This window comes from Streptomyces sp. NPDC048416 (genome assembly GCF_043200435.1).
Lineage (GTDB): Bacteria > Actinomycetota > Actinomycetes > Streptomycetales > Streptomycetaceae > Streptomyces.
Genome location: NZ_JBICXU010000020.1, coordinates 84531 through 98743, shown reverse-complemented (window position 1 = coordinate 98743; position 14213 = coordinate 84531). Strand labels below are relative to the sequence as shown.

16 protein-coding genes are annotated in these 14213 nt (G+C 71.7%); 4 read left to right on the top strand and 12 right to left on the bottom strand.

Annotation, left to right across the window (positions count from 1 at the left end):
- Positions 1-48: 48 nt before the first annotated feature.
- Genes ACGFW5_RS23645 through ACGFW5_RS23620 form a run of 6 tightly spaced genes read right to left on the bottom strand, consistent with a single transcriptional unit; the run spans position 49 to position 3807 of the window.
- Positions 49-1797, bottom strand: coding sequence for a complex I subunit 5 family protein (locus ACGFW5_RS23645; protein WP_393836279.1), 1749 nt, complete (start codon positions 1795-1797; stop codon positions 49-51).
- On the bottom strand, positions 1794-2141 hold the full coding sequence (locus tag ACGFW5_RS23640; RefSeq protein WP_393836278.1) for a sodium:proton antiporter: 348 nt from the start codon (positions 2139-2141) through the stop codon (positions 1794-1796). The genes ACGFW5_RS23645 and ACGFW5_RS23640 overlap by 4 nt, the downstream gene beginning before the upstream one ends.
- A 22-nt stretch (positions 2142-2163) precedes the next feature.
- On the bottom strand, positions 2164-2922 hold the full coding sequence (locus tag ACGFW5_RS23635; RefSeq protein WP_393836277.1) for an MnhB domain-containing protein: 759 nt from the start codon (positions 2920-2922) through the stop codon (positions 2164-2166).
- Positions 2919-3179 (bottom strand): Na(+)/H(+) antiporter subunit B, encoded by a 261-nt coding sequence (locus tag ACGFW5_RS23630; protein WP_393836276.1) that lies wholly within the window; start codon positions 3177-3179, stop codon positions 2919-2921. The genes ACGFW5_RS23635 and ACGFW5_RS23630 overlap by 4 nt, the downstream gene beginning before the upstream one ends.
- Positions 3176-3634, bottom strand: a complete 459-nt coding sequence (locus tag ACGFW5_RS23625; RefSeq protein WP_393836275.1) for an MrpF/PhaF family protein — start codon at positions 3632-3634, stop codon at positions 3176-3178. The genes ACGFW5_RS23630 and ACGFW5_RS23625 overlap by 4 nt, the downstream gene beginning before the upstream one ends.
- Positions 3631-3807: a hypothetical protein gene (locus tag ACGFW5_RS23620; protein ID WP_393836274.1), complete on the bottom strand. Its 177-nt coding sequence runs from the start codon at positions 3805-3807 to the stop codon at positions 3631-3633. The genes ACGFW5_RS23625 and ACGFW5_RS23620 overlap by 4 nt, the downstream gene beginning before the upstream one ends.
- A 503-nt stretch (positions 3808-4310) precedes the next feature.
- Between ACGFW5_RS23620 and ACGFW5_RS23615 the strand changes: the two genes are divergently transcribed.
- Positions 4311-5438 (top strand): AI-2E family transporter, encoded by a 1128-nt coding sequence (locus ACGFW5_RS23615; protein WP_393836273.1) that lies wholly within the window; start codon positions 4311-4313, stop codon positions 5436-5438.
- Between the two features lie 100 nt (positions 5439-5538).
- Here ACGFW5_RS23615 and ACGFW5_RS23610 read toward each other — a convergent pair whose 3' ends face one another.
- Entirely contained in the window at positions 5539-5913 is a 375-nt protein-coding gene (locus ACGFW5_RS23610) for a hypothetical protein (protein ID WP_393836272.1), read from the bottom strand.
- Between the two features lie 219 nt (positions 5914-6132).
- Here ACGFW5_RS23610 and ACGFW5_RS23605 point away from each other — a divergent pair, with 219 nt between their 5' ends.
- The gene (locus ACGFW5_RS23605) at positions 6133-7362 is read left to right on the top strand and encodes a M20 family metallopeptidase (protein ID WP_393836271.1); all 1230 of its coding nucleotides are present in this window, start codon (positions 6133-6135) and stop codon (positions 7360-7362) included.
- Positions 7363-7406: 44 nt separating this feature from the next.
- Here ACGFW5_RS23605 and ACGFW5_RS23600 read toward each other — a convergent pair whose 3' ends face one another.
- Together ACGFW5_RS23600 and thpR are read right to left on the bottom strand one after the other, a co-directional pair.
- Complete coding sequence (locus ACGFW5_RS23600) at positions 7407-7823, bottom strand: STAS domain-containing protein (protein ID WP_393836270.1); 417 nt, start codon at positions 7821-7823, stop codon at positions 7407-7409.
- 540 nt (positions 7824-8363) lie between these two features.
- On the bottom strand, positions 8364-8948 hold the full coding sequence (gene thpR / locus ACGFW5_RS23595; protein ID WP_393836269.1) for an RNA 2',3'-cyclic phosphodiesterase: 585 nt from the start codon (positions 8946-8948) through the stop codon (positions 8364-8366).
- A gap of 507 nt (positions 8949-9455) precedes the next feature.
- Between thpR and ACGFW5_RS23590 the strand changes: the two genes are divergently transcribed.
- Positions 9456-10769, top strand: coding sequence for an alpha/beta fold hydrolase (locus ACGFW5_RS23590; RefSeq protein WP_393836268.1), 1314 nt, complete (start codon positions 9456-9458; stop codon positions 10767-10769).
- Between the two features lie 150 nt (positions 10770-10919).
- On the opposite strand, the gene ACGFW5_RS23585 is transcribed toward ACGFW5_RS23590, so the two are convergent.
- The 3 genes from ACGFW5_RS23585 to ACGFW5_RS23575 form a co-directional block, all read right to left on the bottom strand.
- Positions 10920-11756 (bottom strand): alpha/beta fold hydrolase, encoded by an 837-nt coding sequence (locus tag ACGFW5_RS23585; protein ID WP_393836267.1) that lies wholly within the window; start codon positions 11754-11756, stop codon positions 10920-10922.
- On the bottom strand, positions 11753-12346 hold the full coding sequence (locus ACGFW5_RS23580) for a TetR/AcrR family transcriptional regulator (RefSeq protein ID WP_393836266.1): 594 nt from the start codon (positions 12344-12346) through the stop codon (positions 11753-11755). Before ACGFW5_RS23580 ends, ACGFW5_RS23585 begins: the two co-directional genes overlap by 4 nt.
- Before the next feature lie 188 nt (positions 12347-12534).
- The gene (locus ACGFW5_RS23575) at positions 12535-13476 is read right to left on the bottom strand and encodes an RNA polymerase sigma-70 factor (RefSeq protein ID WP_393836265.1); all 942 of its coding nucleotides are present in this window, start codon (positions 13474-13476) and stop codon (positions 12535-12537) included.
- 172 nt (positions 13477-13648) lie between these two features.
- Here ACGFW5_RS23575 and ACGFW5_RS23570 point away from each other — a divergent pair, with 172 nt between their 5' ends.
- Entirely contained in the window at positions 13649-14185 is a 537-nt protein-coding gene (locus tag ACGFW5_RS23570; RefSeq protein WP_393836264.1) for a carboxymuconolactone decarboxylase family protein, read from the top strand.
- Positions 14186-14213 lie beyond the last annotated feature (28 nt).

The following is a 14213-nucleotide window of genomic DNA, read 5'->3' as shown; positions in this document are numbered from 1 at the left end:
GCGGGTCCCGTTCGGCGCGGGTGCGGATGCCCTTGTGTGCGGCTCCGGTCAGCCGGTGAGGATGCCCGGCAGGGCCAGGCCGCCGAGCAGGGCCGCCCCCACGAGCAGCCAGGCCACGTAGTCACCGATGTGCCCGGAGTGCAGCCGGCGCAGCGGCTCCATCCAGTGGTACGGCTCCCGGCGCGCCGGGCCGCGCACCGCGGCCGCGGCGATGCCCACGGCCAGCGCGGCCGACGCGAGGCCCAGGAGCAGACCGGGCAGCGTCCAGTGCGGTGCGTGGGGCGCCTCGGCGTCGAAGGACCTGCCGACCGCCGCGGCCATGCCGGGGACGAGACCCACGGCCAGTGCCCCGGCGAGCAGTAGGCCCGGCACCGCGATCATGGTCACCGGCACCTGGGCGATCCGGCCCTCGGTCTCCGGCTCCTCGTGCCCTCCGTCCGTCTCATGCCCCGGGTCGCCCAGCGGCCGGGGCCCGAGACCGAAGAACACGCGCGCGGCGACCCGCAGTACCGCGCCCGCGGTGAGCGCCGACACGGCCACGAACAGGACGGTGAAGCCGACGCCTCCCGCTTCCTCCGTGACCGACTTTCCGAGGCCGGTGCCGAAGGGCGGAAGCCCCGCCAGGGCCAGCGCGCCCACCAGATACAGAGCGGCGACGACGGGCAACTTCCTTGCCCGGCCGTGCAGTTCGTGCTCGTCCACGCTGCCGTAGCGGTCGAGCAGGATGCCGGTGCAGGCGAAGAGCGCCGCCTTCACCCCCGCGTGGCCGAGGACGTAGAGCGCGACGCCACTGGTGGCCTCCGGCTTCAACAGGCCGATCCCGGCCAGGAAGAGCCCGGTGTGCGCGACGGTGGAGTACGCGAGAAGCCGTTTGATGTGGCGCTGCTGCCAGCACATCAGCGCGCCCACGAGGGCCGTCAGGACGCCGAGCACCACCAGGGCGCGTTCGGCGTCCGGCGCCGGCACGCCGCCCGGCCCGGCGAACACCGTCCTGTACACCCGCCACGTGCCGTACGCGCCGAGCTCGACCATGACCCCGGACAGCAGCATGCACACCGGGGTGGGCGCCACCGCGTGGGCGTCCGGCAGCCAGAAGTGGAACGGCAGCGCCGCGGCCTTGACCAAAAGCCCCGTCAGGACGAGGGCGAAGCCCGCGAGGACCAGCGCGTCGGGCCCTCCTTCGGCATCGAGGTGCCGCCCGATCGCCCGCATCCCCAGCTCGCCGGTGCGCGCGTAGAGCAGCACGATCCCGGTCAACGTGGCGTACGCGCCGAGGGAGTTGAGCACCCCGAAGGTGAGCGCGCCCTGGACGGCCTTCGCCTCCTCGACCCGGTAGCCGGTCAGGGCGTACGCCACGACGCTCATCAGCTCGAAGAAGACGAAGGCGTTGAAGAGGTCGCCGGTGAGCGAGAATCCGCACATGCCGGCCTGGAAGAGCAGCACAAGAGCGGGGAAGGAGCCGGCGTGCCGTTGCGGCGGCTCGTCGAAGTACCGCCAGGAGTAGACAAGGACGGCGACCACGAGGACGGACACCAGCGCGGCGAGACCGGTGCCGGGCCCGTCGCCGACCAGGACGACCCCCACGCCCTCGCCGCCCTCGGGGTGCCAGCCGCCGACCCATTCGACGGCGTCCGGCGAGGAGTTCACGAGGAGCGCGATCGCGAGTCCCGCCGTGGCGGCGGCCACGGCGCACGCGGTCACCTCGGCCGCGATGCGGGGCAGGCGGCGCCCGGCCGCGACGAGCGCCGCGGCGCCGAGCAGGGGCAGGGCCACGACCAGAGGCAGCAGGTCGTTCATCCGCGCAGCTCGGACAGCTCGTCGGGGTTCACCGTGCCATGACGTTTGGCGACCTGTATCACCAGAGAGAGCAGCAGGGCGGTGACCGTGGCGCCCACCACGACATCGGTGAGCGCCAGGGCCTGGACCACGGGGTCGACCAGCGGCCGTGAGCCGGGCTTCACGTCGGAGAAGACGGCGGAGGTGCCGCCGTCCCGGTAGCCCGCGGCGAGCAGCAGGACATACGTGGATGACTGACATACCGTCAGGCAGCCCACCGCGTGCACCAGGTTCCGGCTGGTGGCCAGGCCGTAGCAGCCCACCAGGAAGATCCATCCGGCGACGAGGTACGGCACTACGGACATCACGGTCGCCTCACACCCCCACTCATGATCCGTTCTCGCCCTTCGGTCGTTCGTCGTCCGCGATCTCGACCGCCTGGTCGAGGAAGCGGGCGAGCAGCACCACCACCGCGCACGCGACCTCCATGCCCACCGCCGCGTTCAGGAGCGGCACCGTGCCGCCCGACGCCAGCGTGTTGAACGTGCCGTACGGAAGCAGGGTGTTGGCGAGGAACGCCGAACCACCCAGCAGCCCTGCGACGCCCAGAATCAGATAGGCGGCCTCGCCCGCCGCGTCCCCCACTTCGTACAGACCGACCGGCCGGATCCGCTCCAGGGCGTGGTAGTCCGCACCGATGTAGAGCAGATGCAGCGCCGTCGCCACGACCACACCGCCCTGGAAACCGCCTCCGGGGCTGAGCTGTCCGTGCGCGATGACGTACAGGCCACTCAGGAGGGCGACGGGCAGCATCAGCAGCGCGTAGCGGCGCACGGGAGCCGCGACCTCGGCCGGGGCCGGCCGCACCTGGCGCTCGTCCCGCGTCTGACGCAGCAGTACGACGGTGCCGAGCACCGCGCCGAACAGGATGCTCTCCTCGCCCAGGGTGTCGAAGGCGCGCAGATCGAAATTGACGGAGGAGATGACATTGGCGGTGTGCCGGGAGAGTGCCGCCGCCACTGCGCGGTCCCCGTACGGGTGGCGCGCGCCGCCGAAACGCGGCATGCGCAGGAAGGCGGCGACGAAGAGGGCGGCAACGCCGAGCGCGCCCGTCGCCAGCACCCACATGCGCATGCGGCGGCTCACGATTCGCCGTCCTTTCCCTGGCCGCGGCGCCGTACTTTGCGTACGGACAGCAAAATGAGCAGCGGGGTCAGAGCCGAACCCACCGCCAGCTGCGACAGGCCCACATCGGGCGCCTGGAGCACCGTGAAGAGAACGGCGAGCGCGAGACCGAGCACCGCGAGCACCAGGGCCTGTCGGGCCGGGTCGCGCACGGCGACGGCGGCGGTCGCCGACGCGGCGACGAGCAGCAGCGAGACCAGGATCAGAGCGTCCGTCATCGCGCGGCGCCTCCGTCCGGCGGGAAGCCGCCCGCCAGCGCCCGGGAGGCGATGACGTTCCCGGCCACCAGGAGCACCCCGATCAGCAGCAGTTTCACCATCGCCCGGCCGGGCCCGGTCGCCACGCACGTCGCCACCACGACCACCGCGGTGGCCGACGCGGCCACCACCGTCAGCAGGTTGGCGTGCGGCGGACGGTCGTCGAGGTCGTCGGCGAGCAGGCGCGCGTACACCAGCGTGCCGGCCGGGCCGAGTACGGCCAGGACCAGCGCGAGGTCGACATAGGACGGGCGGGCGTACCCCTGGGCGAGCAGCAGCATGACCAGACACACCACCGATGTGCCGAAGTTCTGGGCGACGACCCGGCGTTCCAGCGGGCCGGTCGCCACCCCCCACACCACGGGGCCGAACCCTGCCGCGAGCAACGCCGTCGCGGCCACCAGCCAGCCGCTCACCCGCCGCTCATCGCCCGGCGCGCCGCCGCGGCCGCGACCGCGGCCAGCAACGCGGCCGCAGCGCCGACCAGGCACTCCAAGGCGTCCACCGTGCTGATGAGGATGAGCCACACTCCCGTCAGGAGCAACCACCACGCGACCACTTCAGCGGTTACGGCCACTGCTCGACCCATCCGCGATCACCTCGACCCCCGACCCGTCATCAGTTGTTCGGCCCCGTTCCGGGCTCGCTCATGAAAGCACTGCCGGCCGGCCCGCCGACGACGGCGCGCTGTGCCGGGGCCATCGAGGAGCACCCGTGAGAACCGGTCCTTCCGGGCCCCACCAGTACCCGGCAGATCGCCGGCCAATCACCGCCGCACGCACGGGCACCAGCGACGCCGGGAGTATGACGGCACAGGCGCTCGGCGACGCCGCTCCTCAGCCGGATGGCGGGCACGGGGACCGGCACACGAGGCCGTGGGCGGGATACCTGGCTAGGGTCGGAGCTGGAAGAGCCCGGCTCCGACGGGCGCCGCTGTCGTGTCGCGCGGGGCGTGCAACCGTGCGGCTGTGCGGCTGTGCGGCCGTCCACGGAGCCGTCGCCGCGGCCTCGCAGAGAGGTACTGGCAGATGCACGCATCGCACGCATCGCACGCCTGCGCCTCACTCGCGCCGGACGGGCAGAAGGGCCGTCATGACCTCGGCCCGGCCTGAGGGGGACGGCCGCGATCCTGCCGGGCGGTCCGCCGCGGAGCCCGCGGCGAGCGCGCGCGTGCGCCCCGGCCGAAGGATCGTGGTCGGGGGCGGCTCCTGGTTCGCCGTCGGCTTCGCGGTCGGCCTGGGAGCGACGCTGGCGTGGCTGACGGTGCAGACCGTCCTGGAGGTCGGCAGCCTCCTGACTCTCCTGCTGCTCTCCGTGTTCATCGCGCTCGCCCTTGAGCCGGTCGTCGCCTGGCTCACCCGTCACCGGGTGCGCCGCGGCTGGGCGGTCCTGGCGGTCCTGGCCGTCATCCTGGCCGTGTTCGCGGGATTCCTCGCGCTGGTCGTACCCCCGGTGACCGACGAAGTCAACGCGCTGGTCAAGGCGGTGCCCGGCTGGTTGCGGCAACTGCGCGACCACAACTCGACGCTCGGCAGGTTCGAGGACCGCTACCACGTGCTCGACAAGATCAAGCAGCAGTTCTCCTCGGGCGGCGCGGCCGGACTGGCGGGCGGTCTGCTCGGCGCCGGACGGATCGTGGTGGGTGCGGTGACCTCGGCCGTCGTCGTCGTGGTCGTCACGGTGTACGTGATGGCGTTCCTGCCGTCCCTGAAGCGGTTCTGCCTTCGCTTCGTCGCGGCCACCAAACGCCCGCACACCCAGGGGGTCACCGACGAGATCCTCAACAGGGTGGGCCGCTACATGCTCGGCAACGTGGTCACCTCGGCGATCGCGGGCCTTGCCACGTTCCTGTGGTGCGTGGTCACCGGCGTCCCCTACCCGGCCGCGTTCGGGGTCTTCATCGCCCTGATGGACCTCATTCCCATCGTGGGCTCCACCATCGGCGGTCTCGTCGTCAGCCTGGTGGCCCTGTCGGTGTCGCTGCCGGTGGCCCTTGCCACGGCGGGCTTCTACATCGCGTTCCGGGTCGCCGAGGACTATCTGCTCGTGCCCCGCGTCATGAGGTTCGCGGTCGACGTCCACCCGCTGGTCACCGTCGTCGGCGTCCTGCTGGGGGGCGCGCTGCTCGGCATCGTCGGAGCGCTGGTCGCCATTCCGGTCGCCGTCGCGATCGGGCTGATCCTCGACGAGCGCGTCTTCGCCCGCACCGACGCGTCCTGAGGCGGCCTGGTGGGTCCCGGCGGCGCCGTGAGCCCCGGCGGCGGCGTGATCCCCGGGGGCATCCTGGCCGTGGCGTCGGCGGTCCGGACGGCCGGGGTCCTCAGATCCGCCGGTCGCTGTAGCCGCACACCCAGGCGAGACCGTCGTGCACACCCCGGGTGAAGTCCCGGGCACCGGCCTGCGAGGTGGGGTCTTCGAGCTGGACGACGGCCGCGTCCACCTCGGCGGTCAGCAACGGCAGATCCGGCGGGCGACGGACGGCCGTACCCGTGACCGGGGAGCGCTCGGAGCGGCCCATGGACCACCGGTACGCGGCGGCCACCCCGAGCGCGAACTGCGCGGGCGCCTCGGACCGTGCGGTCAGGTACTCCAGCGCCAGGTCGACATCGTCATGGGGCCGGACACCGATCAGCGTTGTCCCATGATCTTCCCCCGTCCCGTTCTCAGGGATGCTCCGGTCCTCGGGTGCGGTCACATCACTCACCTCTGCATGCCGTTCGTCGCCGCTCTGGGGGTCTTCAAGGGCCTTCTAAGGGCCTCTAAGGGCGGGTACCCCCACTGCGCGGCTCTATCGACATGTCCTCCTTTCGGCCGCCCGGGGTCCTCTCGTCTCCCCATGGACAACCCCTGTGGCGTGTGCGCAGCCCCGCCTCGCCCCGGCCGTTGACGTACGAATGCCGACTAACCTCGTCGCATGACGACGCACAAGGCCGTCCCGGTGAGCGTGGACGCGATGATCAAGGATCTGAGAACCCTCGTCGAGGTCGAGTCCCCCTCGCGGGATCTCGACGCCCTTGCGGCCTCGGCCGCAACGGTCGCCGCCGTCATCGAGAACCGCCTCGGCGGCCGTGCCACGCTCGTGGAGAGCGAAGCCGGACCGCACGTCCACTGGTCGGGCGGCGGTGACCCCGCCGTGCTGATCCTCGGTCACCACGACACGGTCTTCCCCCTCGGCACCTTGGAGCGCCGCCCGTTCGAGGTCAGGGACGGGCAGGTGACCGGCCCCGGCGTCTTCGACATGCTGGGCGGCCTGGTGCAGGCCATTCACGCCGTGGCGGCGCTCGACGACCGCTCGGGTGTCGAGATCCTGGTGACGGCCGACGAAGAGGTCGGCTCCCGCTGCTCGCGCGCGCTCATTGAGGAACGGGCCCTTGCCTGCGGCGCGGTGCTCGTGTGCGAGGGCGCCGCCGACGGGGGCGGCGTCAAGACCGGCCGCAAGGGGTGCGGCACATTCCAGGTCTCCATCGCGGGCCGCGCATCGCACGCGGGCCTGGAGCCCGCGGCCGGGGTGAACGCCCTGATCGAGGCGGCCCATCAGATCCTGGACATCGCGGCACTGGACCGGCCCGAGATCGGCACGACCGTCACCCCGACCGTCGCGTCCGCCGGAACTCTCGACAACGTCGTGCCCGCGCAGGCGACCGTCGTCGTCGACGTACGGGTCGAGACCGCCGAGGAGAAGGAGCGGATCGAGGCCGCGTTCGCGCGCCTGTCCCCGCACCTCGACGAGGCTGAGATCACGGTCGAGGGCTGCGTGGGCCGGCCGCCGATGCCCGAGTCCGCGTCCGCCGGGCTTTTCGCGGTGGCCAAGAGACTCGTTCCGGACCTCGAAGGCAGGGCCGTCGGCGGCGGAAGCGACGGCAACTTCACCGCGGCCCTCGGGGTACCCACCCTCGACGGTCTCGGAGCGGTGGGGGGCGGCGCCCATGCCGATCACGAATATGTGGTGGTGGACACCATGGCCGGGCGCGCGAATCTCATCGCCGGACTTGTGCTGGCCATACGATCCGGCGAGTCCGGCGGATCCGGCCGGTTCGGTGGATCCGGCCGGTTCGGTGGATCCGAGGGCCGCAGCGCTACGGTGAGCGCAGGGCAGGCCGCCGTCGAACCCGGCCTAGCAACGGACCGCGTAGGAGGTGCGTGAACCAGCGCTTCAGCGTCCGGAGCGCGCTGCGAGCACCCGCGCCGCTACCCGGAAGTTCTTCCTCCGCCGACGGCTCCCATGTTTTCGGTGAGGGCGCGGGGGAGCGTGTCGAGCATGGTGAAGGAGCCGTCGAGACGGACGATCCTCAGCACATGTGAGACGCGCGGAGTGCCGCGTATCAGGCGCAGCGCACCGCCTCGCCGCATCACGTGTTCACGTATGGCCAGGAGCAGGCGGATGCCGCCCGCGTCGAGGAAGGTCACCGCCCGAAGGTCCACGATCACGTCGACATCGACATCGACATCGACATCGGCGTCGACATTGGCCCGGCACATCAGCGCATGGACGGTTGGCCCGAGTTCCCTGTGGGCCAACATGTCCAGCTCGCCGTGCAGTTCGATGATGATGGTGCCGCCCACGGTGCGCGCCCGCAGCCAGAAGGCGAGTTCGTCTGCGCCCACGTCGTGCCTGCCTGTCTCTTGTGTCCCGGGTTCCCGGCTCCGCTTGCGTCGCCCGAAGAATTCTCACTCTCCGTGACTCTATGGTGAGGCGCGGAGCGGGGATGTGTGGCGAAACCCCCTGGTAGTCCTCATGCCCCGATGATCTGGGGATCTCACATCCGTGACGGTCTGTGATGGTACGAGTTTCGGACAAGGTGCCGGAGGACGTCGCGTCGTCGCGGTGGAGGCTGGTACCGCGGGGCGTGGGGTGCAGGTCGGGGGACGGGCCGGGCCGAGGGGCGGGAGCGGGAGGGGCGGCGTGCGGTCCATGTCTGTGCACGCCATGCCGGTACGTCCCCGGGGTGCGTGTCGCGTGCGCGACGGAGGCGGAGGCGGAGGTGGACGCTGAGGTGTCCAGGCGTGGACATCAACTCGCCTTCTGCGGGTGCCAGTTCACGCGCAGTCCGCCCCTTGGGTGACACCCAGTCAGGAACGTCCGCGTCGTTTGGGACCGCCGAGCGAAGAGTTCCTACGGCCCCTGCGACCGCCCGCCGGACCGGGTCACAGCTCGCCGCTGAAGTCCCATGCCCCGATGTCGCCGTAGCGGATCGGTCCCGGCCCGCGGCCGATGTTGCTCGCGACCAGATGCAGGCGTTCGGTCTGCCACTGTCGTCCGGTGAAGTGGGAGAGGCCGTCGGCGGCCTTCACGATGCTCGACAGATCGTCGCGCCGGGCGCGGGCCAGCGTCAGGTGCGGCCGCAAAGGACGGTCCTCGAAGACGACACCGCACTGCCTGACCACGGCACGTACGTCGGCGGTGAGCCGGTGCAGGCCTTCGAGTTCACCCTCGATCCCGCTCCACAGCACCCGCTCGTCGAAGTGTCCGCCACCCCGCAGAGCCAGTCGCAGCGGTCGCCGCGTCGCCGCGAGGTCGGCCAGCGGCCGCCGCAGGAGCGGGGCGGTCTCGGCCGGAAGTTCCCCGAGAAACGCCAGCGTGATGTGCCAGTCCTCGATGCGGTTCCACCGCAGGCGCGGATAGGCGTCATAGGCGGGCTCCAACACCCGGGCGAGCTCGTGCTTCGCGTCGTCGGGCGGGGCAAGCGCTATGAACACGCGAACGGTCGGCGGCTGATTCTCTTCGGTCACGTAGCACTTCGTACACCACGGGCTGCCCGAACCGTTGCAGCGGCCTCGCCGCAGGTGCCAGAACGGGGCCGCGTGCGACGGCAGGCAGAGGCGCCGAGCGGGCACCCTGACGCACTCGGGGACGGCCCGGGGCCGGATCGCGAGGAGCCAGGCCCAGGACCCTGCACCGACGGCTTCGTACGGCCGACCCGGGCACCGCTCGCCGCGTCAACTACGGTACGCAGGTGGGCCGCCGGTGCCGGAGGTCCACCGGGGGCGTCGGCCGACGGTCGTGACCGACTCGCGCGAGCGGTGCCGTGCGCGAAAGCGGATCGTGTGCGCGCCGGCCGCACGATCCAAACCACAGCGGCACCGACCGTGCCGCACGATCCGAACCACAGCGGGACAGGCCGTGCCGCACAAGCAGCGCGCCGCAGCAGCACAGACCGTACAGAGCACACCGCACACCGCACACCGCACAGAGCGCACCGCACAGAACAGACCGTGCAGAGCAGACAAAGGAGTCTCATGTCCGTCGTGACCCGACAGCAAGGTGTTGTCCTGGCCGACCATCTCTTCCAGGTGCCGCTGGATCACGACGTGCCGCAAGGCGAGCAGATCGAGATCTATGCCCGTGAAGTGGTGGCGGCGGGCAAGGAGAGCTCCGAACTCCCCTGGCTGCTCTACCTCCAGGGCGGCCCCGGTGGAAGGGCGGGCAGGCCGGTGGGCCGGGAGGGCTGGCTGGACCGGGCACTGGACGACTACCGGGTGCTGCTCCTGGACCAGCGTGGCACCGGACGCTCGACCCCGGCGAACCGGCAGACCCTGCCGCGCCGTGGCAGCGCGGCCCAACAGGCCGACTACCTCTCCCACTTCCGTGCCGACTCGATCGTCCGGGACGCCGAGCTGATCCGGCGCCGGCTGCTCGGTGAGCACGGTCGGTGGACCCTGCTCGGGCAGAGTTTCGGCGGCTTCTGCACGCTCACCTACCTGTCGCTGGCCCCCGAAGGGCTGCGCGAGGCCCTGGTCACCGGAGGCCTCGCGGGCCTGCGCAGCAGCGCGGCGGACGTCTACCGGGCGGCCTACCCCCGGGTGGCCCGCAAGAACGCGGCCCACTACGCGCGCTACCCGCAGGACGTCGAGGCCGTCCGGCGGGTGGCCGAACACCTGCTGGCCGCGCCCGCCGAGCTGCCCGACGGCGGGACCCTGACAGTCGAGGCCTTCCAGTCGCTGGGCCTCATGCTCGGCGCGGGCAACGGCTCCGACCTCCTGCACTACCTGCTGGAGGACGCCTGGGTCCACGGCAGCAGCGGGCCGGAGCTCTCCGACACCTTCCTCGCGGGCGTCCAGTCGAAGCTCTCCTTCGCCGACGGACCCCTCTACGCCATTCTGCATGAACCCATTTACGGGCAGCGGTCGGTGGACCCGGGGCCCACCGGCTGGGCCGCCGAGCGGGTGCGCCGGGAGTTCCCCGAGTTCGACGCGGCACAGGCGCTGGCGGACGGCGCCCCCGTACGGTTCACCGGCGAGATGATCTACCCCTGGATGTTCGACACCGACCCCGCGCTGCGCCCGTTGCGCGAGACGGCCGATCTCCTTGCCAGGCGCACGGACTGGCCCGATCTGTACGCTCCCGACGTCCTGGCGGCCAACCAGGTCCCGGTGTTCGCCGCCGTCTACCACGACGACATGTACGTCGACACCGCCGACTCGCTGGCCACCGCGGACGCGGTGGGCGGGGTGCGGGCCTGGGTGACCAACGAGTGGGAGCACGACGGGCTGCGGGTCAGTGGCAGGCAGGTCCTCGACCGCCTGCTGGGCATGGCCCGCGGTCTGTTGTAGCCGGGCGGCGGGCGGTCGCGCGCCCGTACGGCGAAAGCCGCGCGAACCAGCGCGAACGCCCGCCGGCCACGGCGGCGCAGGTGGTGTCGTGGCGCCGGACAAGCTGCTCGCCGCGTTTCCGCGGGTTGCACCGGCGAGTCCGTACGGGGTCTACGCCCGGAGTGCCCTGCGGAGGCATGCGGCGAACTCGGTGGGGTGCGTGGTGAGTCCGGTGTGACCGCCGGGGAAGTACACGAGTTCCGTGCCGAGGCGTTCGGCCAGGAACGCGGCCGGACGGTAGGGCAGCTCGCCGCGTGACTCCTGGCCGCAGGCGAGGACGAGCCGGTCCGACAGCGTCTGCAACCGGTCGGCGTCGGGGACGTAGGACATGAAGGCGGGCACGATGCGCCCGACGAAGTACGGCAGGTCGGCCATGGTCCGCTCGGCCCGCGCCGCCGCCTGCGGTGGAAGCTCGATCTGGGGCTTCGGCCCGGTGGTGTCGCCGTCCTTCGCCAGACCGGCGGCGAACACGGCCATCGCCGGCATGAGCCCCTGCGTGCGGAAGGTGTCCCGCACGCGCGCGACGAGCGCGCGATGGCCGGCCGCGTCCGGCAGGACCTCCACCACGGGCGGCTCGTGCACCACGACGCGTTCGACCCGTGCGGGGTGGGCGGTGAGCAGGTGCAGGGCGGCGATCGAGCCCGAGCTCGCGCCGAACACCCGGGCGGGCTCACCGGGCGACAGGAGGTCCAGCAACCGCAGTGCGTCGTCGGCGTGTTCGGCCACGTACTGCTCGGCCTCGGGATCGTCCAGCGTGCTGCGGGACATGCCGCGCGGATCGTACGTCGCGACCGTGTATTCGTCGGCCAGGTCGTCGGCGACGGCGTCCAGGGAAGCCGCGCCGCCCGTCCCCCCGGGTATCAGGAGCAGGAGCGGGCCCCGGCCGCGCACCTCGTGGTACAGGGTCGCGCCGTTCACCCGCAGGGCGCCGGCGGTCGGGCCATTCATGACAAGTCTCCTTCTCGGGACGGGGGCCAGTGCTCCAGGAGGGTGTGCAGGGCGTCGAGGGCGCGGGCCCAAGAGCGTTGCGGCGAGCGCGCGTGAGCGAAGCCGCCCGCGGCTTCCAGGGCGACGAACCCGTGGAACGTGCTGCGCAGCAACCGGACCGCGTCGGTCAGGTCGGGCTCGGACAGTCCGTAGCCGCGCAGCATGCCGTAGGTCAGCTCGACCGCGCGCCGCGGTCCCGGCGCCTTCGCAGCCAGCTCGGGGTCGATCTGGATCGGGATCTGCGTCGCCATGTAGCGGCCCGGGTGCCGGTGGGCGTACGCGCGCCAGGCGTCCGCGAACGCGACCAGTGCGTCCTTGCCCGACCGTCCGGCGGTCGCCTCCGCGATACGGATGGTCTTCTCGTCCGCGGCCAGCAGCGCGATCCGCCCGCGCAGGTCTTCCAGACCGCGGACATGCGTGTAGAGGCTCGCGTCCTTCACGCCGAGCCGCCGTGCCACCTGCGACATGGTCACCCGGTCGAGTCCGACCTCGTCCGCCAGCTCGGCTCCCTCGATCGTCACCCGCTCCGCCGTCAACCCGGCCCGCACCATGCACCCACCCCTTTCCTAGGGGCCCTAGGTTATACCTAGGGCCCCTAGGCTGAGCAAAGGCTTTTCCTCCCCGCCGGTCTGCCTGCCCACTGTCTCTGCCCCTGCCGTCCACCTGCCCCTGTCCCTGCCCGTCGGCCTGCCTCTCCTGAAGGCGCCGGGACCGCTGGGGCTTTCCCTGCCGTCCGGGTTCAGCGGCGCAGGAGGGTGGTTCCCTTGCGCATGCCGGACAGCTTCTCGGGGTTGCGGACGGCGTAAATGCCGGTGATGAGGCCGTCGTCGATGCGCAGCGCCAGGACCGTGTCGACTTCGCCGTCGAGATGGAGCACCAGCGCGGGGCGGGCGTTGACCTGAGCGGGACGCAGCGAGAACGCGGCAATCCTGCCGAGGCCGTGCGTCAGCAGCCGCGCCACCTTGTCCGCGCCCACGATGGGCAGCAGCACGGCTTGCTTGACCCCGCCGCCGTCGCCCAGGAGGACGACGTCCGGCGCGAGGATGTCCAGCAGGCCCTGCAACTCGCCCGTGTCGGTCGCCCGCTGGAACGCGTCGAGCGCATGCTTCGTCTCGGCCGCCGAGACCGCACCGCGAGGCCGGCGCGCCGCGACGTGTGCCCGGGCCCGGTGCGCGATCTGGCGGACCGCCGCCGGGCTCTTGTCGACGGCCCCGGCGATCTCGTCGTACCCGAGGTCGAACACGTCGCGCAGCACGAACACCGCCCGTTCGGTCGGCGCCAATGTCTCCAACACCAGCAGCATGGCCAACGAGACGCTGTCGGCGAGCTCGACGTCGTCGGCCACGTCCGGGGTGGTGAGCAGGGGTTCCGGCAGCCACGTGCCGACGTAGGTCTCCTTGCGGCGGCCGAGGGTACGCAGTCGGCTCAGCGCCTGACGCGTGGTGATCCGTACCAGGTACGCCCGCTGGTCCCGCACTGTGCCGAGATCGACCCCCGCCCACCGCAGCCAGACCTCCTGGAGGACGTCCTCGGCGTCGGCGGCCGAGCCGAGCATTTCGTAGGCGACGGTGAACAGCAGGTTGCGGTGGGCGACGAAGGCGTCGGTCGCGGGGCCTGCGTCTTGGCCGTCGGGGAGTCGCCCGGCCGGGCTCCCTGCGTTCTTGTCGTGCTCACCATTCACTGGCTGCTCCTGACTCTCGGCTCTCCACGGCACACGCCCACAAGACGCCGGCCCTCACCCCGCTGTGACATCCACAAGCGGTGGCCCACGTCACATCGTGAACCCGTCACAGGGGGCGGGCGGTCGGCATCTTGTGGGCATCCAGCGCAACGCTACGAGTGAGGACGAGATCATGAACGCTCGATTCGACCTGTCCGAGAACGAAAACTCGAACGTGCGGTTCAACCTGTTCGGGAACGAGATCGCCGCGAAGTTCGCCAAGCGGTTCGCCAACGCCGGCCTGGTGATCCAGCGCTCATCCCTGCCGGAGTCCACGCAGGAGCTCGTGTCCCTGCGCGCCAGCCAGATCAACGGCTGCGGATGGTGCATCGACCTGCACACCAAGGAGGCGGCGGCCGCCGGTGAAAGCGCGGTACGGCTCCACCTGGTCGCCGCGTGGCGCGAGTCCACCGTGTTCACCGCGGCCGAGCGGGCGGCGCTGGCACTCGCCGAGGAGGGCACCCGGCTCGCCGACGCCCACCAGGGTGTCTCCGACGAGACCTGGGCCCAGGTGCGCGAGCACTACGACGACGATCAAGTCGCCGCACTGGTCGCCCTGGTGGCCCTGATCAACGCGGCCAACCGGCTTGCCGTGATCGTGCATCAGCGGGGCGGCTCCTACGAAGCCGGCGCGTTCGCCGAGGCGTTGGGCGGATCGTCCTCCGAGTGACCCGGGCGCGTTGGCGGCCCGCCGGTCC

What these genes read in the sequence shown, in the direction of transcription:
- ACGFW5_RS23645 (WP_393836279.1), bottom strand. Translation starts at nt 1,797, where the DNA reads ATGAACGACCTGCTGCCTCTGGTCGTGGCCCTGCCCCTGCTCGGCGCC.
- ACGFW5_RS23640 (WP_393836278.1), bottom strand. Translation starts at nt 2,141, where the DNA reads ATGTCCGTAGTGCCGTACCTCGTCGCCGGATGGATCTTCCTGGTGGGC.
- ACGFW5_RS23630 (WP_393836276.1), bottom strand. Translation starts at nt 3,179, where the DNA reads ATGACGGACGCTCTGATCCTGGTCTCGCTGCTGCTCGTCGCCGCGTCG.
- ACGFW5_RS23620 (WP_393836274.1), bottom strand. Translation starts at nt 3,807, where the DNA reads ATGGGTCGAGCAGTGGCCGTAACCGCTGAAGTGGTCGCGTGGTGGTTG.
- ACGFW5_RS23615 (WP_393836273.1), top strand. Translation starts at nt 4,311, where the DNA reads ATGACCTCGGCCCGGCCTGAGGGGGACGGCCGCGATCCTGCCGGGCGG.
- ACGFW5_RS23605 (WP_393836271.1), top strand. Translation starts at nt 6,133, where the DNA reads ATGACGACGCACAAGGCCGTCCCGGTGAGCGTGGACGCGATGATCAAG.
- ACGFW5_RS23590 (WP_393836268.1), top strand. Translation starts at nt 9,456, where the DNA reads ATGTCCGTCGTGACCCGACAGCAAGGTGTTGTCCTGGCCGACCATCTC.
- ACGFW5_RS23585 (WP_393836267.1), bottom strand. Translation starts at nt 11,756, where the DNA reads ATGAATGGCCCGACCGCCGGCGCCCTGCGGGTGAACGGCGCGACCCTG.
- ACGFW5_RS23580 (WP_393836266.1), bottom strand. Translation starts at nt 12,346, where the DNA reads ATGGTGCGGGCCGGGTTGACGGCGGAGCGGGTGACGATCGAGGGAGCC.
- ACGFW5_RS23570 (WP_393836264.1), top strand. Translation starts at nt 13,649, where the DNA reads ATGAACGCTCGATTCGACCTGTCCGAGAACGAAAACTCGAACGTGCGG.